General features: G+C 64.5%; 16 protein-coding genes. 12 read left to right on the top strand and 4 right to left on the bottom strand.

What is annotated here, in order from left to right; all coding sequences use genetic code 11:
* Positions 1 to 41: 41 nt before the first annotated feature.
* From HWX76_RS06035 to HWX76_RS06025, 3 genes are all read left to right on the top strand, one after another.
* Entirely contained in the window at positions 42 to 4,649 is a 4,608-nt protein-coding gene (locus HWX76_RS06035; protein ID WP_176015602.1) for an RHS repeat-associated core domain-containing protein, read from the top strand.
* Positions 4,646 to 5,041, top strand: coding sequence for an immunity 50 family protein (locus tag HWX76_RS06030; protein ID WP_124631200.1), 396 nt, complete (start codon positions 4,646 to 4,648; stop codon positions 5,039 to 5,041). The genes HWX76_RS06035 and HWX76_RS06030 overlap by 4 nt, the downstream gene beginning before the upstream one ends.
* Before the next feature lie 722 nt (positions 5,042 to 5,763).
* Positions 5,764 to 6,078, top strand: a complete 315-nt coding sequence (locus HWX76_RS06025) for a hypothetical protein (protein WP_124631201.1) — start codon at positions 5,764 to 5,766, stop codon at positions 6,076 to 6,078.
* Positions 6,079 to 6,159: 81 nt separating this feature from the next.
* Here the strand turns inward: HWX76_RS06025 and icmH are convergent, their stop codons facing one another.
* The 3 genes from icmH to tssJ all read right to left on the bottom strand — a co-directional run bounded on the left by icmH (position 6,160) and on the right by tssJ (position 8,999).
* Entirely contained in the window at positions 6,160 to 6,942 is a 783-nt protein-coding gene (icmH, locus tag HWX76_RS06020) for a type IVB secretion system protein IcmH/DotU (protein ID WP_050013105.1), read from the bottom strand.
* A complete protein-coding gene (gene tssK / locus HWX76_RS06015) occupies positions 6,939 to 8,285 on the bottom strand; it encodes a type VI secretion system baseplate subunit TssK (protein ID WP_176015601.1) in 1,347 nt (448 codons plus the stop codon). The genes icmH and tssK overlap by 4 nt, the downstream gene beginning before the upstream one ends.
* 102 nt (positions 8,286 to 8,387) lie before the next feature.
* Positions 8,388 to 8,999 (bottom strand): type VI secretion system lipoprotein TssJ, encoded by a 612-nt coding sequence (gene tssJ / locus HWX76_RS06010; protein ID WP_089488118.1) that lies wholly within the window; start codon positions 8,997 to 8,999, stop codon positions 8,388 to 8,390.
* 373 nt (positions 9,000 to 9,372) lie between these two features.
* On the opposite strand from tssJ, the gene HWX76_RS06005 reads away from it, so the two are divergent.
* From HWX76_RS06005 to tssA, 9 genes are all read left to right on the top strand, one after another.
* Entirely contained in the window at positions 9,373 to 10,014 is a 642-nt protein-coding gene (locus HWX76_RS06005; RefSeq protein WP_050013103.1) for a tetratricopeptide repeat protein, read from the top strand.
* A 46-nt stretch (positions 10,015 to 10,060) separates the two neighbouring features.
* Positions 10,061 to 10,576, top strand: coding sequence for a type VI secretion system contractile sheath small subunit (tssB, locus tag HWX76_RS06000; RefSeq protein WP_006484395.1), 516 nt, complete (start codon positions 10,061 to 10,063; stop codon positions 10,574 to 10,576).
* 15 nt (positions 10,577 to 10,591) lie between these two features.
* Positions 10,592 to 12,082: a type VI secretion system contractile sheath large subunit gene (gene tssC / locus HWX76_RS05995; RefSeq protein ID WP_006477094.1), complete on the top strand. Its 1,491-nt coding sequence runs from the start codon at positions 10,592 to 10,594 to the stop codon at positions 12,080 to 12,082.
* Positions 12,083 to 12,152: 70 nt separating this feature from the next.
* A complete protein-coding gene (locus HWX76_RS05990; protein WP_006477093.1) occupies positions 12,153 to 12,656 on the top strand; it encodes a type VI secretion system tube protein Hcp in 504 nt (167 codons plus the stop codon).
* A gap of 62 nt (positions 12,657 to 12,718) precedes the next feature.
* Complete coding sequence (gene tssE / locus HWX76_RS05985; protein WP_089488119.1) at positions 12,719 to 13,204, top strand: type VI secretion system baseplate subunit TssE; 486 nt, start codon at positions 12,719 to 12,721, stop codon at positions 13,202 to 13,204.
* 75 nt (positions 13,205 to 13,279) lie between these two features.
* Complete coding sequence (gene tssF / locus HWX76_RS05980; RefSeq protein ID WP_050013101.1) at positions 13,280 to 15,115, top strand: type VI secretion system baseplate subunit TssF; 1,836 nt, start codon at positions 13,280 to 13,282, stop codon at positions 15,113 to 15,115.
* Positions 15,079 to 16,179 carry a type VI secretion system baseplate subunit TssG gene (gene tssG, locus HWX76_RS05975; RefSeq protein WP_089488120.1) on the top strand — a complete coding sequence of 367 codons (1,101 nt, stop codon included), beginning with the start codon at positions 15,079 to 15,081 and terminating at the stop codon, positions 16,177 to 16,179. The genes tssF and tssG overlap by 37 nt, the downstream gene beginning before the upstream one ends.
* A gap of 38 nt (positions 16,180 to 16,217) precedes the next feature.
* Positions 16,218 to 18,887, top strand: a complete 2,670-nt coding sequence (gene tssH, locus HWX76_RS05970; protein ID WP_176015600.1) for a type VI secretion system ATPase TssH — start codon at positions 16,218 to 16,220, stop codon at positions 18,885 to 18,887.
* 43 nt (positions 18,888 to 18,930) lie between these two features.
* Entirely contained in the window at positions 18,931 to 20,052 is a 1,122-nt protein-coding gene (gene tssA / locus HWX76_RS05965) for a type VI secretion system protein TssA (RefSeq protein WP_050013098.1), read from the top strand.
* A gap of 85 nt (positions 20,053 to 20,137) precedes the next feature.
* Here the strand turns inward: tssA and HWX76_RS05960 are convergent, their stop codons facing one another.
* Positions 20,138 to 21,091 carry an OmpA family protein gene (locus HWX76_RS05960; protein ID WP_050013097.1) on the bottom strand — a complete coding sequence of 318 codons (954 nt, stop codon included), beginning with the start codon at positions 21,089 to 21,091 and terminating at the stop codon, positions 20,138 to 20,140.
* Position 21,092: the final 1 nt, after the last annotated feature.

The following is a 21,092-nucleotide window of genomic DNA, read 5'->3' as shown; positions in this document are numbered from 1 at the left end:
GTCGGCCGTCTTTAAAAAATACGAATTGAACGAAGAACGACATGGCACAACAACTTCCACCGGGCGCGGAGAAGGAACAGGCTGTTACGTGGCTCAGCGATGTTTCCGCCAAGGACGTCGCGGCGGTCGGCAACCGCTTCGACGCATGGTTGCGCCGTATCAGCGGCAATCACATCACGTTCGAGGACGTGAAGACGTTTGCCGGCGCCGTACCGATCGTCGGCAACATCATGGCGATGGTCGACGCGCTGGGCGATATTGCCGAAATCGTCGAGAAGCGCGGTGGCCAGGTGCTCGACTACATGAGCCTTGCGATCAACCTGCTCGGCATCATTCCGATTCCGCCGACACTCGCGCCGTTCCGGATGTCCGCGCGCCCGCTGCTCGCGCTCGTCCGTCACGAATTGCTGGCGACCCGCAACAATCTCGGCGCGGCGATCATCTCCGTGCTGGTCACGCATATCAATGCGACCTGCGCGACCGAGATCGAGGATTTTTTGAACAAGCTGAAGGCTGGCCTCGTCGAACTGCTCGACGGATGCGCGTCGAAAGCCGAGGAGCTCATGATCGCGCTGGCGACCGGCATGGACAAAGCGCTGCACGGACAGCTCTTCGATGCCAACGCCAATCTGAAACGCCAGCAACAGCTTGCGCAGAAGATGGCGGACAACCGGCCGTGGTACAGCCCGAGCCGGGTCGGTGACGGCATCCAGTTCGCGTACGAGGGGACCAAGGCGCTGGGGAAGAAGGTTGTCAACAAGGCGGCGGGCACGGCGGCGAAACTTGCGCCGGATGCGTGGCTCGAGCCGTTTCGCAGCACGGTGACCTTCCTTCGGACCGAGGCGCCGAAGATCGCGAAGTCGATCCGTTCGCTCGCCGGCAGCGAAGAAGGCAAGATGATGTGGCTGGTCGTGCAGCTGATCGAGGCGGTCGGGCGGGTGAAGGCACGTGCGAAGCTTCATGAGCAGACTGCGGACGTCAAGGCGAGCGGGAAAAGCCAGGCGAAGAAGACGCGCGGGCAGGAGGGGCTCGAGAAAACGGAGGGGCAGGCGCCGGCCGAAGGGCCGGGGAAGAGCACGTGCAAGGCGTGTGGGGTCGGGGCATCGCCGGCATCGATCGACTTCGCTTTCGGTGACGAAACGTTCTCCCACGTGGATTTCGACCTGCCGGGCGCCATGCCGCTCGTTTGGGAGCGTACGTATCGCTCCCGGCTGTCGGCCTATGACAACGGAGAGCTGGGCGCGCGGTGGATTACGCCGTACACGACGCGAATCGACCTCAAGAACGGTCAGTGGATCTATCGCGATGTGGAAGGGCGCAGCATCGAGTATCCGGCACTGGCGGCCGGCGCGGCGCACGATGATCTGTCCGAGAATCTGACGCTGTCGCGGCTCGACGATACGTGGGTGACGATCGCATACGGCCATGACGCGCTGCATGTATACGAGCGCCGTGGCGACGCGTTCCGGCTCGCGATGCAGAAGGACCGTGCCGGCAACACGATCACGCTCGACTACGATGCGCTTGATCGCGTTGCACGCGTGATCGATGCGAGCGGCAATGTGCTCGCGTTCGAGCACGACCGGCATGGCCGGATCGTACAGATCGAGCATGTGCTCAAGGACGGTGCGCGTCGCACGCTGGCTCGCTACGAATACGATGCGAACGGCGATCTCGTGCGCGCGGTCGATCGTCATGGCAACGCGCGGACGTATCAATATCACCGCCACCTGGTGACGCGCTATACCGATCGCACGGGCCGCGGGATGACGCTCGAATGGGATGGCGCGGATGCTGAAGACAACGCAGACGCGAAATGTATTCGCGAATACGCCGACGACGGGAGTCTCGATCTTCGGCTCGCATGGAATCCGAACATCCGCCTGACCTACGTGACCGATGCCCTCGGTCAGACGACGCGGTACTACTTCAACATCCACGGCTACGTGTACCGGATCGTGTATCCGGACGGTAACCAGGAGTGGTTCCGGCGCGATGCCCACCACAATCTGGTATTGCATATCCGGCAGGATGGCAGCATCGAGCGGCGCGAATACGACGCGCGCGGCAATCTGGTTCAGCACGAACGGGCGGACGGCAGCGTTGTCGAGATGGCGTATGACGACAAGGATCAGATGATCCGGCTCGTCGATCCGAACGGGCATGTGTGGCAGCGCAAGTATGACGATGCCGGAAACCTCGTCGAGGAAATCGATCCGCTCGAGCATTCGACGAAGTACGAATACAACGACAAGGGTTTGCCGACGCAGATCATCGACGCAAAGGGCGGCTCGAAGACGATCGAGTACAACAATGCCGGGCAGATGACGAGCTATACGGACTGCTCCGGAAAGAAGACGGAGTGGCGCTACGACGACATCGGGCGTGTGATCGAGACAAAGGACGCGGCCGGCGGTGTGGCTGCCTATCGGTACGGACCGAACGGGCAGCCGACTGAAGTTCGCTCGCCTGCCGGCGTCGAGCAGCTCCAATACGATGCTGAAGGCCGCTTGCTCCGGCACACGGACCAGTTCAATCGTTCGACGCGATATGGCTATGATGCGGTCGGTCGCATTGCGCGTCGCGCCGATGCGCTCGGGCAGACGGTCGCGTATCGCTATGACCGTCTCGGGCGCTTGACCGCGTTGACCGATGCGAACTTTTCGACGTATCAGTTTCACTACGATCCTGCGGGGCGGCTGATCGAGGAAGTCGGCTTCGACGGCAAGTCGACGCGCTATCAGTACGATCCGGACAGCGGCAGTCTTATTTCGATCGATGAAGCGGGTTGCGTGACGTCGGTCGACATCGATGTAAGCGGCCGACTGCTGAAGCGCGTCGCGGGGGAAAGCGAGGAACGGTTTGCCTACGATCCGAGCGGCAGGTTGATCGACGCGGTGAATCGGTACAGCCGCGTGCAGTTCTTCTTCGATCCAGTTGGTAATCTCGTGCGTGAACATCACGCCTACGATCTGTTCGGCGACCGGCGCAGCTACGTGTGGCATCACGAATACGACGAACTCGGCAATCGGCGGCGGACCGTTCGGCCGGACGGGCATGTGGTCGACTGGTTGATGTATGGCTCGGGACATGTGCACGGAATGTTGCTCGATGGCGAGGAGCGCGTGCAGTTCGAGCGTGACGATCTTCATCGCGAGACGGTGCGTGTGCTGTCGAGCAAGGTCGGGCAGCGCACGCACTACGATCCGGCCGGACGCGTGCTGCAGCAGACGATCCAACGGTCGACGTCACCCGCGCCGCTTGCCGAGCGGCGGTATCGCTATGACGCGGTGGGGCAGTTGTCGCGGATCGAGGACAGCCGCAAGGGCGGGACCGACTATCGATACGATCCGGTCGGACGGTTGATCGAAGCGATCAGTCCCATCGCGAAGGAACGGTTTGCATTCGATCCGGCGAGCAACATCATCGATCCGGTGCGGACCGCGGAGACGCCGGCATCGCGTCCGAGCCCGGTGCGGCCGGAAAGTACGTTGCCGGTCGAGGTGCCGAAGGTGCTCGGTAACCTGCTGAAGGCGTATGCAGGGATGCACTTCGAGTACGACGCACGCGGGAATCTGGCGCGCAAGCGTACGCCGGCGGGTGAGCAGGAATACGAGTGGGATGAGTTCAATCGCATGCTGTCTGCGCGCGTTGCCGAGACGTCGCGGCAGAGTCAGGTGCGGTATTTCTATGACGCATTCGGTCGGCGTATTGCGAAGGAGGTGAACGGCGAGCGGACGGTGTTCGGGTGGGATGGTGACACGCTGGCGTACGAGAGTGATGGCGAGCGCGGCACGCACTATCTCTACGAGCCGGGGACGTTCGTGCCGCTGGCGCAGTATGTGGCGGAGCGGGTCGAGGGGATCGCGACGCCGGAGTGGAAGAGTACCGACCGCTATGTGCCGGAGGAGGATCCGCTGCAGAAGGTGCCGGAGCGGCGGGGCAATGCGGCGGTGTTCTATTACCACTGCGATCAGATCGGTACGCCGCAGATGCTGACGGACGACGACGGCGACGTTGTGTGGGAAGCATCGTACAAGGCTTGGGGCGAAGCGCGGGAGGTGATTGAGCGGGCGTCGAAGGCGGCGGGGATTGTGCCTAAGAATTCGTTGCGATTCCAAGGGCAGCAGCTTGATGAGGAGAGTGGACTCGCTTACAACCGATATCGATACTATGATCCGAGCAGCGGCCGTTTCATCAGCAAAGACCCAATTGGGCTGGCTGGCGGGATCAACGCGTATCAATATGCTGACAACCCAACAGGGTGGATCGACCCGCTGGGCCTTGCTCGCTGCCCTTGCGATCCGTGTGGTAAGTCTCGTCGTTCAAGTCTGAGGGATATTCGTCGGCAGCTCGGCATCCCCTTGTCTCAGCAGCCCATCGACCAGAAAATGGTCCCGTTGACGGATTCCAGCGGAAATTGGCTTCTTGGCGGCAACAACAAGCCCATCATGACGCGGGAATTGACCTATCAGGTCGGTGGTAAAAACGTGGTCATCCAAGACCATTCTGCAGGTCACGTATTTGGAGAAGGGGGGATCGGCGATCAACCATCACACCACAACGTACGCCCCGAAGAAAACACCCGCACAGGAAAGATTCAGGGAATGGATGATCACTATTACTTTGACTGCCGGAACAAGAAATGAACCTGATACAGCGGATCATGAATCCACAAGCCCTTACGGTGCTTTATGGGAGCGAAGCACCACTTGATGGCGCCGAGATCCTTGAGGTTCAACTCAAGCGGGACGAACCTCGACTGTCGGTGAGAATCATGACCACTCAGAAGCCTGTTTCGCAGCCGAACCGATGGCCGAAAGACTATGACGTCGTCTATCTAAGCTTGTCATTTATCGGTGTTTCCGGCCTCTCCATCGGAGGGTGGGGGTACGATAATATTGTTGCGGCGTTTGTATCGACCGTCGCCGATAATGTTGCTGCGATAACGATCAATTGCAAGGAAGGCGCGTCGATTGCGTTGAAGTACGACTGGGTTCGCGTAGAGGGAATCACATACGGCTACCTAGGTAGCGCCTAATTTTTCCAGTCAGCGCGTAACCCGGTGCGCTGAATCGACCCACTTGGGCTCGCTCGTTGTTCTTGCGAGCCCTGCTCAAAATGGGACGTTGGTCAGTGCGACGAGCTCAAGTGAACCGCCCCGGATTTTGTGGAGGCTCCAACTCTTGAGAGTGATTCATCGGACCTGTCCGACCCCGAAGTATGAAGCGCCACCGCATCGATCTAGTATTTCGAGGTAGCGGTTGCCGAGGTCGGCCCATTGTCTGGTGCACTGAGCCCGTTTGAGAGTTGGACCCGCAGCCCTGCGAGCACCCCAAATTGTGACCTGGGGCAGTCTGTCGCCCTACCGGATCACGCTTACCAGAATCCGATTGACCTGCCCCCTTCAATAGGGCCAATGGGCTTCTAGCAAAGTCCCTTTAAACCAGCTCCTGGAAAGCGGCAGGAGCATCCACTATTGCCCGGTGTTTCGCAGCAAACTCTGCTGGCGACAGGTAGTTCAGTGCGGTTAAACAGCGCGTTATCCGGAACGATTCAAGTCTGAATCTCAACCCGCCTCACACCCGAAATTCCGGATACCTCCTCCCGGGGTGTTGTCGTCGAGCCGGTCCCCTCGACACTCGCACGACGCAGGATGATCAAGCCGACCAATTTCCCCGTCGTGGAATCGGCATAATGACGGCCTGCCAACGTGACACTGCGGCGCCCAGCAAAACTCATCCTCGTTACAACGCACTGCCCATGTCGACCATCACCGCGACCACCGCGTCGCTGAAGCACATTCTCGAACACCCCGGCGACTTCTCCGGATGGCTATGTCTGCCGCCGACGCCATGGACGCTCGATACAGAAGGCGCATTCAAAGACGCCGACCACACTGAAGCCGACATGCCGCCCGCCACCGCCCCGCACCCCGGCTGGCGCGTGACACTGACCAGCGCGACGATCGAGGACATCGTGATCAATGCGCATGACCAGGTCGACGAACCGAGCGTCGCGCAATTGTTCGATGCATTCGTGTTCTACGTCGACAACGACGATTTCATCCTGCTCTGACGATGCACGCCACGCGCCACAGCAACGAAGGACCGCCGGGCGGTCCTTCTTTCATGAATCGACACGTTCGTACGAAGCCCCTCAAGGCAACGAAATCGTCAAATTAGCCGACTCCGGCCCCACCTTGATGACTTGCGAATAAGGCGCCAACGCCTGCAGCGTCTTGTCCTTGAGATAAGTATTGAGCCCGAGATACCCAAGCAGCGCCACAAGCGCGAACACCGCCCCAATCGCCCAAACCGGCACCTCCCGCTTCAACCGATGCGCGATCTGATCCGGCAGCGGCCAATGCGGAGCAAACGCAGCGCGCTTGCCCTTCATATGCGCGATCTCGTCGCCTAGCCGTGCGGTGAGATAAGCGAGCTTCTCCGGCCCCTCGAGCAGATACTTGCCTTGGAACCCGAGCAGCAGGCACATGTGAAACACCTCGAGCGACTGCAACCGCGCCGCGCCCTGCGCACGACATTCCTCGAGATACTGGAAGAACTTTTCCCCCGCGAGCTGCTCGCCGAACAGCACGAGCTGCAGCGGCCGGCGTTCCCAGTCCGCGCGGATCTTGAACTGCGACGACAGCACCATCTCGTCGATCGCCGCACAGAACGCGAACTTCGCGCCGTACACGTCCTCGGCGGCGATATTCAGCTTCTTCGCGCCGCGCTCGAAATCCGACAGGAATTCCTGGATTCGCGTGCTGAACTCGCTGGCGCTGTCCGGCTCCCGCTTGTTCTTGAGCAGGAACAGCATGAAGAACCCGTCGTACAGCAGATCGAGCAGCGAACGGGCCTGGAACGCGGAGTCCGTCGACGCCGGGCTATGCAGGGGCGGCGGCACGTTGTCGCCGAACAGGGAAGGCGCGTAGCTCATGATGTGACCGCGATCAGTTCGAATTTCAGGTCATTGATGCCAGTCGGCGCATAGATCATCGCGGACTGGGCCTGCAGCATGCGCTCGTACAGCGGGCTGCGCGAATCGAGCGCGAAGTAGCACGCGCCGGGGCGCACCGGAATCGCGGGCGGCACCTGCGGCGTGTACGACAGCCGCACGCCCGGCATCGCCGACAGCACGAGCTTGTCGACGTCGTCGGGCGCGCCGACCTTGAAGCGGGCCGGCACCGCGTCGACGAGCTCGACGCTCGGCATGTCCGCGGACACCGCGAGGTAGAACTCTGTCTTGTCGTCGATCTTGCCGGAATCGAGGCGGCCGAGGTGGAACGACGGGCGCACCTCGTCGAGCGTGATCGCGAAATAGCGCGTCGAGATCACGGTGTCGAGCAGTTCGCGCAGCATCAGGTCGAGACGCGCGAAGCTCGGGCCCGGATCGTCATGGCGATACACGGGCAAGTCGGCGAGCGTATAGCCTTTCGAGAACGTCATCAGCTGGCCCGCGAGGCGCAGCAGTTCCTGGAACAGCCGTTCCGGATGCAGCGCCGCGTGCTGGTGCAGGTGCGCGAGCGTCGCGAATGCGGCGTTCGCCGTGTGCAGCAGCCAGAACGACGCGATGTCGCCCGAGCGGAATTCGATGATGTTCTTCGACGGCTCGCGGTGGAAGCCGTACAGCGCGTTCACCTTCGCCTGCAGCGCGTCGACCAGCTGGCGCAGCCGCTGATGCAGGATCGGCGACGCTTCGATCGCGAGGCACGGCGGCACGAAGCTGTCGTCGATCTCGAAGCCGGACGTCGCGGTGCGGCGCACGCGCACGAGCGGCACCGACAGCAACTGGTCGCGCGGCTCGCTGTGCGCGATCAGCTTGACCTGCGTCTTCAGGAACGTGATGTCGGCTTCCGCGGCGTCGGTGAAGTTGTCGGCGACGCTCGTCTGCTCGCTGACGAACCGCGTCATGAAGCCGGTGGCCGGATCGTCGCTGTAGTTGGTGCCGTTCTCGCGCAGCGGATGCAATGCGAGATAGAACACGAATTCGTTGATGCCGTCGGGCAACGTGTCCAGCGCGATCGGCGGCGGCAGGTCGTCGGCCTGCGGCGCGGCATACAGCGCGCCGTCCGGGAACACGAGCGCGAGTTCGGCTACCCGCAGCACGTTGCTGCCGAGCGCGTCGCGATCGATGCGCACCGAGCGCACGCCCCAGTTGTACGGCTGGATCGCCTGGATGGACTCGAACAGGCGCGCCTCGTGGTACGCGTCCTGCCGTTGAAAGTGTTGAGGCCGGAGGAACAGTCCTTCCCCCCACAGCACCTTGGCCGAATAACTCATGTCAAATCCGGTTAATGTGGCGTTGCGACGTAATCGATTTGTTCGTGCCCGAATTAAATCGCCAATTGTTAACTCTTGTTAATTGACATTCGTGCGTCATGTTTAACCGCAGGACACCGAAGACAGCATATTCAGCGGTTGCGAAGGCGCACCCTGTTGCGGTGCGATGACCGTGCCGTCGGTGACCGTCATCGCGCAATTATGCAGGCCGACGATTATGCCGGATTTCTCCGACTTCGCCGGATCGAACGTCAGTTTCCATCGTTGCAGTGCGGGATCGCGGAACAGCGCGACGATACCGAATGCCTGCGCCTCGCGCGATACCTTCTCGGTCGCCGTATAGCGCTGGCCCGGAATCAGCGTGATTTCGCGCACGTTCAGCAGATCGGCGCCGAGTGCGGCTTTTTCCTTGGTCGGATCGGTAAAGGCGTCGAACGGCGCCTGCTGGAACGAGGTCGGGTCCTTCAGCGCATAGAGCCGGACGACGAGCGCGAGCGGCTTGCGGTCGGTCGCGGCATTCAGGTTCGGCGCGGCGGCCAGCGTGAGCCCGATGTTGCGCGGCGGCTTCTGCGCGTCGGGCACCTCGGGCTTGCCGATGCCGGCCGCGGACATCACGGCGCTCGCGGCCGAGCCGAGCAGCGGGGCGGCCGCGCATCCGGCCAGGAGGGCGCACGCAAGCAGCGGCAGCGCGTAGCGAATCATGGACGATCTCATCGTTTTTCCGGCGTGCCGCCTTTATCCCTGTCAAAACTGCCGGGCATTGCCGCGTGCGCTGCGTATCCCCGACGTTGCATCGTTCAACTATTAAGCACGCCCGCGTCGTGGCAAGCGCCCGGAAATTTTTTCCGCCGCCCCGGCGGCGCGTCGTGCGATCAGTAAAACTTGCGCGCTCCAGCCCGAGGAAAAACCGCTGCGAGCCCGCAGCGAGAGGCCATTCGAGGGGGTAGCGCCCGGTTTTAAAAGGAATTACTCTTCACACGACGATTGAATTATGAAAAATTGATCGGTACTATACCCGCGCGCTTCTTGCAAAGCAAAAGAACCAGATTCTCAACGATTTAAAACTCACGCGCCGGTGGATATAACGATGAAAGACCGTCTGTTCGCAAAACTGTCTGGGGTGGTGGTGGCTTGCGGCGTGATCGCCGGCTGTGCGAGCCAGCCGTCCGCGCCGCCGACTGCGGAAGTGTTCAACAAGTCGCTGGCCGATGCAGACGCCGTCGCGAAGGCGGGGGATCAGGACAAGGCGCTGGGCCTGTACCAGCAGCTCGCGAAGTCGGATCCGACGCGCGAGGAGCCGTGGTCGCGCATCGCGCAAATCCAGTTCGCACAAAACCATTACGGGCAGGCGATCGTCGCCGCCCAGGAAGCGCTGCAGCGCGACGCGACCGATCGTCAGGCGAAGAGCGTGCTGGCCGTCGCCGGCCTGCGGATCGCGACGCAGTCGCTCGGCGAGCTGCGCCAGGATGCGTCGCTCGCGGGCGACGCGAAGTCCGACGCGCAGGCGCTCGCGAAGCAGCTGCGCGACACGCTCGGCGAGTCGGCGCTGTTCCCGCCGGAGCAGCGGGCGCAGTCGAAGAAGTACGGCGGCCGCCGTGCGGTTCATCGTGCGAAGGCGGGGGCCGCACCGGCCACGGACACGGCCGCGAGCGCCGCCCCGACGCCGACCCCGACGCCGCCCGCCGCGCAAAAGGGCAGCGCGGATCCGTTCGGCGCACTGCGCAACTGAAACCGCAACTGACGCGATAACCACAACTAACCTGGGAGCCGTCGAGATGGCCAAGAAAGAAAGCATTCAGAAAAGCTTGCAGAAAATACGGCCGCCGCGCGTCCAGCTGACCTACGAGGTCGAGAAGGGCGATGCGATCGAGGTGAAGGAACTGCCGTTCGTCGTCGGGGTCGTCGGCGATCTGGCGGGCCAGTCCGAAATCGAGCAGCCGAAGCTGCGCGACCGCAAGTTCGTCAACATCGACCGCGACAATTTCGACGACGTGATGAAGGCGATCGAACCGCGTGCCGCGTTCCAGGTGGAAAACCGCCTGAGCCCGGAAGGCGGCAAGTTCGCGGTCGACCTGAAGTTCCGCTCGCTGTCGGATTTCAGCCCGGACGAAGTCGTCGAACAGGTCGAGCCGTTGCGCCGCCTGCTCGAGGCGCGTTCGAAGCTCGCCGACCTGCGCAACAAGCTCGCCGGCAACGACAAGCTCGAGGATCTGCTGTCCGAGGTGCTGAAGAACACGCAGCAGCTGCAGGAGCTCGCGAAGGGCACGGGCGGCGACAAAGACGGCGAATGACGACGGAGTATTGAGATGAACCAGCAAACGGCTGCGGCCCAAGCGAGCGGCGCGGAATACGCCGCCGGGACCTCGCTGCTCGACGACATCGTCGAGAAGAGCAAGGTCGCGAAATCCGATTCCGAGCATGCGCGTGCGAAGGACCTGATCGGCGAACTCGTGCACCAGGTGCTCGACGGCACGGTGATCGTGTCGGACAACCTGTCGGCCACGATCGACGCGCGCGTCGCGGAACTCGACCGCCTGATTTCCACGCAGCTTTCCGCCGTGATGCACGCGCCGGAATTCCAGCGCCTCGAAAGCACGTGGCGCGGAATGGATTATCTGGTCAAGGAAAGCAACACGGGCCAGACGATCAAGATCAAGGCGCTGCACGCGCCGAAGCGCGACCTCGTGCGCGACTTCAAGGGCGCGAGCGAGTTCGACCAGAGCGCGCTGTTCAAGAAAGTCTACGAAGAGGAATTCGGCACGTTCGGCGGCTCGCCGTTCGGTGCGCTGATCGGCGATTACGAGATCTCGCGTCAGCCCGAAGACATGTACTTCATCGAGCAGATGTCGCACGTCGCCGCGGCCGCGCATGCGCCGTTCATCGCGTCGGCGTCGCCGGAGCTGCTCGGCCTCGAGTCGTTCTCCGACCTCGGCAAGCCGCGCGACCTCGGCAAGGTGTTCGACACCGTCGAATACGCGAAGTGGAAGTCGTTCCGCGACGCGGAGGATTCGCGCTACGTCGGCCTGACGCTGCCGCGCTTCCTCGGCCGCCTGCCGTTCAATCCGAAGGACGGCCAGACCGCGGAGAACTTCAACTTCGTCGAGGACGTCGATGGCACCGACCACGACAAGTACCTGTGGTGCAACGCGGCATGGGCCTTCGCGGCCCGCCTGACGGCCGCGTTCGACGACTTCGGCTGGTGCGCGGCGATCCGCGGCGTCGAAGGCGGCGGCCTCGTCGAGGATTTGCCGACCCATACGTTCAAGACCGACGACGGTGAAGTCGCGCTGAAGTGCCCGACTGAAATCGCGATCACCGATCGCCGCGAGAAGGAGCTGAGCGACCTCGGCTTCATCCCGCTCGTCCATTGCAAGAACTCAGATTACGCCGCGTTCTTCGCTGCGCAGTCGGTGCAGAAGCCGAAGAAATACAGCACCGACAGCGCGAATGCGAACGCCGTCCTGTCCGCCCAGCTTCAGTACATCTTCTCGGTATCGCGCGTCGCGCACTACCTGAAGGCGATGATGCGGGACAAGATCGGCAGCTTCGCATCGGCGCAGAACGTGGAGACTTTCCTCAACCGGTGGATTTCGCAATACGTCCTGCTCGACGACAACGCCTCGCAGGAACAGAAAGCGCAATTTCCGCTGCGCGAGGCATCCATACAAGTGTCGGAGATTCCGGGCAAGCCGGGCTCGTATCGTTCGGTCGCGTTCCTGCGCCCGCACTTTCAGCTCGACGAACTCTCGATTTCTCTGCGACTTGTCGCTGATCTGCCCAAACCGGCAAATTCATAAGCGAGTAGATCGCCCGGGCGGGCCGCCTGGGTAGGACGTTAAAACCACCTCTTTGGGGAGTCGAAGGGCCATGTTACATATGCACTTGCAGTTTGGTAGTCCCGCGGTGAAGGGCGAATCCGCGGACAAGGACCACCAGGGCTGGATCGAACTGAAATCGTGGGATCACTCGATCGTTCAGCCGCGTTCGGCAACCGCATCGACCGCTGGCGGTCACACGATGACGCGTTGCGAGCACGGCGACATGATCTTCACGAAGGAAATCGATTCGTCGAGCCCGCTGCTGTACCAGCACGCTTCGGGCGGTACCACGTTCGACGAAGTGACGGTCCATTTCTCGCGCGCGGACGGTGAAGGCAAGCGCGTGCAGTATCTGGAAGTCAAGCTCAAGTACGTGATCATCTCGAGCATCGCCCCGAGCGTTCGCGAGGAAGGTCTGCCCCTCGAGACGTTCTCGCTGAAGTACGCAGCCGTGCAGTGGAAGCAAACCCAGCAGAAGATCGGCGGCAACCAGGGCGGCAACACGCAAGGCGCCTGGAGCCTGACGAAGAACGACAAGACCTACGCGGTCTAAGGTCGGTTGCGGCAACGGGGCGCTTCGCGTCCCGTTGCCGTTTTCGCTGTCCACCTCGGCCGATGAAACGATTCGAACCCAGTTTTCTCGACAAGCTGTTCGACGACGAACCGCACCTGCCGGCCTCGGCAGCGATGCGGCAATTGTCGCTGGAAGAGCTGAAGAACACGGTCGCCCGCGACGTCGAGGCGATCCTCAACACCCGTATCGCCCACACCGAGAACGAGCTGGCCACGCTGCCGGAATGCCAGAAATCGGTGCTGACCTACGGGCTGAACGATTTCGCGGGGCTGAGCCTCGCGAGCCACTACGATCGCGCATTCATCTGCAAGTCGATCCAGCAGGCGATCGCGCGCCATGAGCCGCGCCTGCAGCAGGTGCAGGTGACGTTCGAGCTGAACGAGCAGGCCACCAACGCGCTCTACTTCGCGATCCAGGCGCTGCTCGTCGTACACCCGGCCGAGGAGCCGGTGAGTTTCGACGCGATGCTGCAACCGTCGACGCTGCAATACTCGGTCACGCGCGCACGCGCGGCGCGAATGCAGTAAATCAAGCCGCCGAGCGGGCCGGACCGCCCGGTGGTCAATCAGGTCCGGCAGAAATATTGAGGTTCGGGGTCGTCGATGGAAGAATTGCTGCCGTATTACGAACGCGAATTATCGTTTTTGCGGCGCTATTCGCGCGATTTCGCCGAACGCTATCCGAAGATCGCCGCGCGTCTCGCGGTGTCGGGCGAGCACTGCGAGGATCCGCACGTCGAGCGGATGATCGAGTCGTTCGCGCTGCTCGGCGCGCGCATCAACAAGAAGCTCGACGACGACTACCCGGAATTCACCGAAGCGCTGCTGGAAGTGCTGTATCCGCACTACCTGCGGCCCTTCCCGTCGTGCTCGATCGCGCAGTTCACGCCGGCTTCGCCCGGCCAGCAGACCGAGCCGGTCGTGATCGATCGCGGCACCGAGCTCAAGAGCCGCCCGATCCGCGGCGTGCAATGCCGGTTCCGCACCGCCTACGACGTGACGCTCGCGCCGATTCGCATCTCGGAGGCGCGCTATACGCCGGTCGCGCTCGCGCCGAGCGCGACGGTGCTGCCGTCGAACGCGACGGGCGTGATCTCGATCACGTTCGAATCGCTCGCCGCGCAGCTCGATCTCGGCGCGCTGAAGCTGTCGACGCTGCGCGCGCATCTGCACGGCGAGCAGTCGTTCGTCGCCGCGCTGACCGACTGCCTGTTCGTCAACGTGCTCGGCGCGTATGTCGAGCCGGAACGCAACGGCCGCTGGACCGCGCTGCGCAAGCTGCCGATCGCGCAGGCCGGCTTCGACGAGGACGACGCGCTGATCGACTATCCGGCGAAATCGCATCCCGCGTACCGGCTGCTCACCGAATACTTCGCGTTTCCCGACAAGTTCGATTTCGTCGACTTCGACCTCGCGGCGATCGCACGTGCATCGGGCCGCTGCCAGCGCGCGACGCTGCATCTCGTGCTGCAAGACGTGCGCAGCGATTCGCACGTCGCGCGCCTGCTGGAGTTGCTGACCGCAAGCCATTTCCGGCTGTTCTGCACGCCGATCGTCAACCTGTTCCGCCAGCACGGCGAGCCGATCCGCATCACGCACCGCGCGGTGTCGTATCCGGTGATCGCCGAGGCGCGGCGCGCATTCGCGTACGAGGTGTACTCGATCGATTCGGTGAAGCTCGTCCGGCAGCAGGCGCACGAGGAATCGGTGATCGAGTTCCGCCCGTTCTATTCGCTGCATCACGGCGAATCGGCGCGGATCGGCCATTACTGGTTCGCGCGTCGCAACGACTGGGTCGCGCAGAAGAGCCCCGGTTACGAAACCGAGATCTCGATCGTCGACATCGACTTCGAGCCGACGTCGCCGCAAACCGACACGCTGAGCCTCGACCTCACCTGCACGAACCGCGACCTGCCGGCGATGCTGGCGTTCGGCCTCGAGGGCGGCGACCTGTTCCAGGAAGGCGGCGCGCAGACGAGCGGCATCTCGATGCTGCGCCGCCCGACGCAGAGCGTGCGCTTCGAGCGCGGCCGCGCCGCGCACTGGCGGCTCGTGTCGCACCTCGCGCTCAATCACGTGTCGCTCGTCGCGCACGGCCTCGCGCCGCTGAAGGAAATGCTGACGCTGTACGACCTGCGACGCACGGCCGTGTCGATGCGCCAGATCGACGGCCTGGCCGGCGTCGAGCAGCGCGGCGCCGTGCAGTGGCTGCCCGGCAAGCCGTTCGCGACCTTCGTGCGCGGCATCGAGATCCGGCTGACGATCGACGAGGAACACTTCGTCGGCGCGAGCCTCGCGTCGTTCGTGCGCGTGCTCGACAGCTTCTTCGGGCTGTACGTCCACCTCAACAGTTTCGTTCAATTGGTCGTCGTGTCGAAGCGCACCGGCGAGGAGATCATCCGATGCAAGCCCCGAACCGGCGAATCGATCCTGGCGTAGTCGACGCGCTGCTCGACGAGCCGCATCGCTTCGAGTTCTTCCAGGCGGTGCGCGTGCTCGAAGGGCTGTTCGCGCGGCAGGCGTCGGATGCGCCCGGCGCGTGGCGGCAGGGCGACGTGGTCGCGCAGCGCATCGCATTCCGCAACACGCTGTCGCTCGGCTTCCCGCCGAGCGAGATCGAAGGCGCGCGCTCGTTCGACGGCGACGGCGCGCCGCTGAACTCGGACGAGCAGCGCGGCGCCGCGCTGGCCGCCGGCGAGCTCGGTCGCGTCGAGCTGACGCCCGCGTTCTTCGGGCTGCTCGGCGGGCAGGGCGCGCTGCCGCTGCACTACACCGAACAGATCGTCGCGCGCGAGCACCTGCGGCGCGACCACGCGGCGCGCGCGTTCTTCGACGTGTTCTCGAACCGCGCGACCGCGCTGTTCTATGCGGCGTGGAAGAAATACCGACTGCCGTTCCATTACGAACTCGACCGCGACGAGCGCTACCTGCCGCTGTTGCTCGCGATCGCGGGCGTGCCGAGCGACGAGGTGCGCGACAGTCTCGCGGCCGGCCCGGGCGGCGTGCTCGACGAAGCCGTGGCCGGCTACGCGCTCGCCGCGCGGCACCGGCCGATGTCGGCCGCCTACCTGCAACGCACGCTGTCCGATTACTTCCGCGTGCCGGTGAAAATCGACCAGTTCGTCGGCAAGTGGTACGACGTGCCGCCCGACCAGCTGAGCGTGCTCGGCGAAGTCAACGCGGTGCTCGGTGCGACGGCGCTCGTCGGCGAGCGCGTGTGGCAGCGCGACATGCGCGCGCGGATCGTCGTCGGCCCGCTATCCAAGCGCGACTACGAGGCGTTCCTGCCCGGCGGCGCGCACGCCATCGCGCTCGAACGGATGCTGACGCTGCTCGCCGGCGTCACGCTCGAGTACGAGGTGAAGCTCGTGCTCAAGCGCACGGAAGTCGGCGCGAGCGTGCTCGGCGCGGGTTCGCGGCTCGGGTGGGACGCGTTCCTGTGCACGCGCGACGCGCTCGAGGACCGCTCGGACGCCCGCTACGAACTGCACGTGATTCACTGACCTAACAACAACACGCAATCGAACCTGAGATCGACGCCATGAGCACGCCTCTGAAGACCCTGATCACGAAACTGAACCCGCTGTGCCGCCACGCGACCGAGCGGGCGGCGAGCGCGTGCCTGGCGCGCGGCCATTACGAGGTCGATCTGGAGCACCTGTTCCTCGCGTTGCTCGACGAAGCGACGGGCGACCTGCCGCTCGCCTTGCGCGCGAGCCGCGTCGATCCGCATGCGCTGCATGCCGATCTCGAACGCGAGCTCACGCGCCTGAAGACGGGCAACACGCGCACGCCGGTGTTCTCCGTGCACCTGATCGCGCTGTTCGAGCAGGCGTGGCTGATCGCGTCGCTCGATTCGCAGCTCGGCCGCATCCGGTCGGGGCATCTGCTGCTCGCGCTGCTGACCGCGCCGGATCTCGCGCAGTTCGCGCAGCGGATGTCGTCGCGGTTCGCGGAAATGAACGTGACGGACCTGAAGCACAAGTTCGACGAAATCATGGCCGGCTCGAGCGAAGCCGAGCCGCGCCAGGCGGACGACGAGGGCAGCGACGCCGCGCCGGCCGCCGACGGCTTTGCACCCGCGGCCGGCCCGTCGAAGACGCCCGCGCTCGACACGTACACGACCAACCTCACGCAGCGCGCACGCGACGGCAAGATCGACCCGGTGATCGGCCGCGAAGCGGAGATCCGCCAGGCGATCGACATCCTGATGCGCCGCCGCCAGAACAACCCGATCATGACCGGCGAGGCCGGCGTCGGCAAAACGGCGGTCGTCGAAGGGCTCGCGCTGCGGATCGCGGCCGACGACGTGCCGCCGCCGTTGCGCGGCGTCGCGTTGCACGTGCTCGACATGGGGCTGCTGCAGGCCGGCGCGAGCGTGAAGGGCGAGTTCGAGAACCGGCTGAAGAGCGTGATCGACGAGGTGAAGAAGAGTGCGCACCCGATCATCCTGTTCATCGACGAGGCGCACACGATCATCGGCGCGGGCGGCCAGGCCGGCCAGAACGACGCCGCGAACCTGCTGAAGCCGGCGCTCGCGCGCGGCGAGTTGCGCACGATCGCCGCGACGACGTGGAGCGAATACAAGAAGTACTTCGAGAAGGATGCGGCGCTCGCGCGGCGCTTTCAGGTCGTGAAGGTCGAGGAGCCGAGCGAGCCGCTGGCCGCCGCGATGCTGCGCGGGATGTCGGGCCTGATGGAGAAGCACTTCAACGTGCGGATTCTCGACGATGCGATCACCGAGGCCGTGCGCCTGTCGCACCGCTACATCAGCGGCCGCCAGCTGCCGGACAAGGCGATCAGCGTGCTCGACACCGCGTGCGCGAAGGTCGCGCTCGCGCACAGCGCGACGCCGGCCGCGATCGACGATACGAAGAAGCGCATCGAGCGCATCGATGCGGAAATCGCGTCGCTGGAGCGCGAGGCGGCGGGCGGCGCGGCGCACGACGAGCGGCTCGGCGAGCTGCGCGGCGCGCGCGAAACGGCGCTCGAACACCTGGCGAAGGACGAAGCACGCTATGAGGCCGAGCGCGTGATCGTCGCCGAGATCACCGAACTGCGCGACGCGCTCGACAAGGCGCGCGGACCGTCGGAAGACGGCGAACCCGTCGATGTGCCGGCCACGCGCGAGAAGTTGACCGAACGCGTCGCGGCGCTGCATGCGCTGCAAGGCGGCGAGCCGATGGTGCCGCTGCAGGTCGACGGCCACGTCGTCGCCGAGATCGTCGCCGCGTGGACGGGCATTCCGCTCGGCCGGATGGTGAAGGATGAAATCGACACCGTGCTGAACCTGCAGCCGCTGCTGACCGCGCGCGTGATCGGCCAGGACCATGCGCTGGAGGCGATCGCGCAGCGCGTGCGCACCGCGACCGCGAACCTCGAGGATCCGAACAAGCCGCGCGGCGTGTTCATGTTCGTCGGGCCGTCGGGCGTCGGCAAGACCGAGACGGCGCTGGCGCTGGCCGACATCCTGTACGGCGGCGAGCGCAAGATGGTCACGATCAACATGAGCGAGTACCAGGAAGCGCACAGCGTGTCGGGCCTGAAGGGCTCGCCGCCCGGCTACGTCGGTTACGGCGAGGGCGGCGTGCTGACCGAGGCCGTGCGCCGCAACCCGTATTCCGTCGTGTTGCTCGACGAGGTCGAGAAGGCGCACCCGGACGTGCTCGAGATGTTCTTCCAGGTGTTCGACAAGGGCACGATGGACGACGCGGAAGGGCGCGAGATCGACTTCCGCAACACGCTGATCATCCTGACGTCGAACGTCGGCTCGGCCGCGGTGATGCAGGCCTGCCTGAACAAGCCGGCCGAGGAATTGCCCGATCCGGACGCGCTCGCCGAGACGCTGCGTCCGCAGCTGTACAAGACCTTCAAGCCGGCGTTCCTTGGCCGGATGAAGGTCGTGCCGTACTACCCGATTTCCGACGACGTGCTGGCCGAGATCATCGAGCTGAAGCTCGAACGCATCCGCCGCCGGATCGAGGCGAACCACAAGGCCGCGTTCGAATGGGACGAATCGCTCGTCGACGCGGTGCTCGCGCGCTGCACCGAGGTCGATTCGGGCGCCCGCAACGTCGACCACATCCTGAACGGCACGCTGCTGCCGGAGATCGCGGGCCACGTGCTCGGCCGGATCGCCGACGGCGCGGCCATCGCGCGCATCGCGGTGCGTGCGGACGAGGCCGGCGAATTCGCGTACACCGTCGAATGAGCCCCACGCGCGACATCTGATGCATCAACGGATTCACTGAACCATGCCGATCAATCTCCCCGAGCTGCTGACGCCGATCAGCGACGCGTCGCCCAGCGGCGACGACCTGCTGTTTTCGAACGAATTCGACGCGATCCAGGACGCGCGGCGCTACGACGACCCGACGCTCGACCAGGGCGAATGGGTGACCGAGATCAAGGAGGCCGACTGGGGCTTCGTCGTCGATCATGCGGGCGAGCTGCTGCGCACGCGCACGAAGGACCTGCGGCTCGCCGTATGGCTGACCGAGGCACTCGCGCTCGAGGACGGCATCACGGGCCTCACCGAAGGCTATGCGCTGCTCGAGGGCCTGTGCCGCGACTTCTGGGACACCTTCCACCCGCTGCCCGAGGACGACGACATCGAGCACCGGCTCGGCAACGTCGCATGGTTGTCCGGCCGCACGGCCGAGCTGCTGCGCGCGGTGCCGCTGACGGACGGCGCATCGAATGCGTTCAGCACGCTCGACTGGGAAGTCGCGCAGCACGTCGCGCAGTCGATCAAGCGCGATCCCGAGCACGCGGACGACATCGCGCGCGGCAAGCCGTCGATCGAGCAGATCGATGCGTCGCGGCGCGTGACGTCGATCGCGTTCTACACGGCGCTGCTGGCGAACCTGAAGGCGTTCGAATTCGCGCTCGATGCGTTCGAGGAGCGGCTCGTCGAGCGAGCGGGCGATTCGGCGCCGAGCTTCCGGCAGGCGCGCGACGCGTTCGAGACCGTGTACCGGCTCGCCGAGCGCTTTGCGCGCGAACAGGGCTATACGGGCAGCGCGCCGCACACGCAGGCGGCGCCGCAGGCCCAGTCAGAACGCATCGAGCCGGTGTTCGGCCAGCCGATCCAGACCGAGGAGACTCACGTGCAGCAGCAGACCGCTTCGCGTCCTCCGGTGACGCAGATGATCGCCGGCATCCAGAACCGTGCGCAGGCCGTCGACCAGTTGCGTGCGGTGGCGCGCTATTTCCGTCAGACCGAGCCGCACAGCCCGGTCGCGTATCTCGCCGACAAGGCGGCCGAATGGGCCGACATGCCGCTGCACAAGTGGCTCGAGAGCGTCGTGAAGGACGACGGCTCGCTGTCGCATATTCGCGAGCTGCTGGGGGTGAGGCCCGACGAGCAGGCGTGAACGCACGACGGGCGGCGCATCGCTGCCACCGCCCGTCGTGTGCCGCGCCGCTTCGCCGTTGAGCCAGCGGTCGGCCGAATCCCCGTTACTGCCCCACCCGGAACTCGATCCGCCGATTCCTCGCCCTGCCATCCGCCGTATCATTCGGCGCGATCGGCTGATCCGGCCCGACCCCCGTCGTCGTCATCTGCTGCGGCGGAATGCTCTTCGTGATCAGATAACCCTTCACCGCATCCGCGCGCGCCTGGCTCAGCGCGATGTTCGACGTCCGGTTCCCCGAATTGTCGGTGTGGCCGATGATGTCGACCGTGCGGTTCTGCATCTTCGCGAGCGCGGCCGCCATCTGGTCGAGGATCAGCTTGCCTTGCGGCGTCAGCGTCGCGCTGCCGGTCTCGAACTCGATCGTCCGGTTCGCGAGCGTCTGGTCGAGCACGCCCTGTTCGGACGCCGACACGCGCAGCCCGTTCTTGATCGTGTACGTCGGGTTCAGCGTGTTCGCCATGTCGCTCGCGAGCTGCTGGCGCTGCGCCTCGTTGTGCACCTCGCCCTTCATCTCGATCTGCGTGCCATTGATTTTCAACTGGCCCTTGCTGATCTGCTTGAGCTGCGCGCCGAGCAGCTTCTGCACGTTCGCGCTCCAGTTCGGCGGCGTCGCGACGTCGCCCACCTCGACCTGGTCGACGACGTTCGTCGCGCCGTAGGTGTCGCGCAGCTTCTGCAGCACGGCGGCCTTGGTCGCTTCGTCGGGCACCTTGCCGCCGACAACCACCTGGCCGGGCGTTGCATTCGCGGGCGGCGGCGCGATCGTGCCGGCGGTGGTGCCGTGCACCACCGTGCCCGACGCGCCGCCGGCGTTCGGGTTCGCCTGCGGCAGCGCGGTCGTCGCGACCGTGCCGTTGCCGACCGGCGTGACGGTCGCGCCCGTGTTCTGCGCGAAGGCCGCGCCGCTCGCGACGAGGCCGGCCGCGAACAGCGCGGCGAGGGCGGGCGAGACGGCGGACGACAGGCGCGCGCGCCGGACCTGAATCGTGCGATGCATG

The sequence above is a fragment of the Burkholderia sp. BCC0398 genome, assembly GCF_902833245.1.
Lineage (GTDB): Bacteria > Pseudomonadota > Gammaproteobacteria > Burkholderiales > Burkholderiaceae > Burkholderia > Burkholderia sola.
The sequence above is the reverse complement of the archived record's forward strand: the minus strand, read 5'-3'. Positions and strand labels throughout refer to the sequence as shown.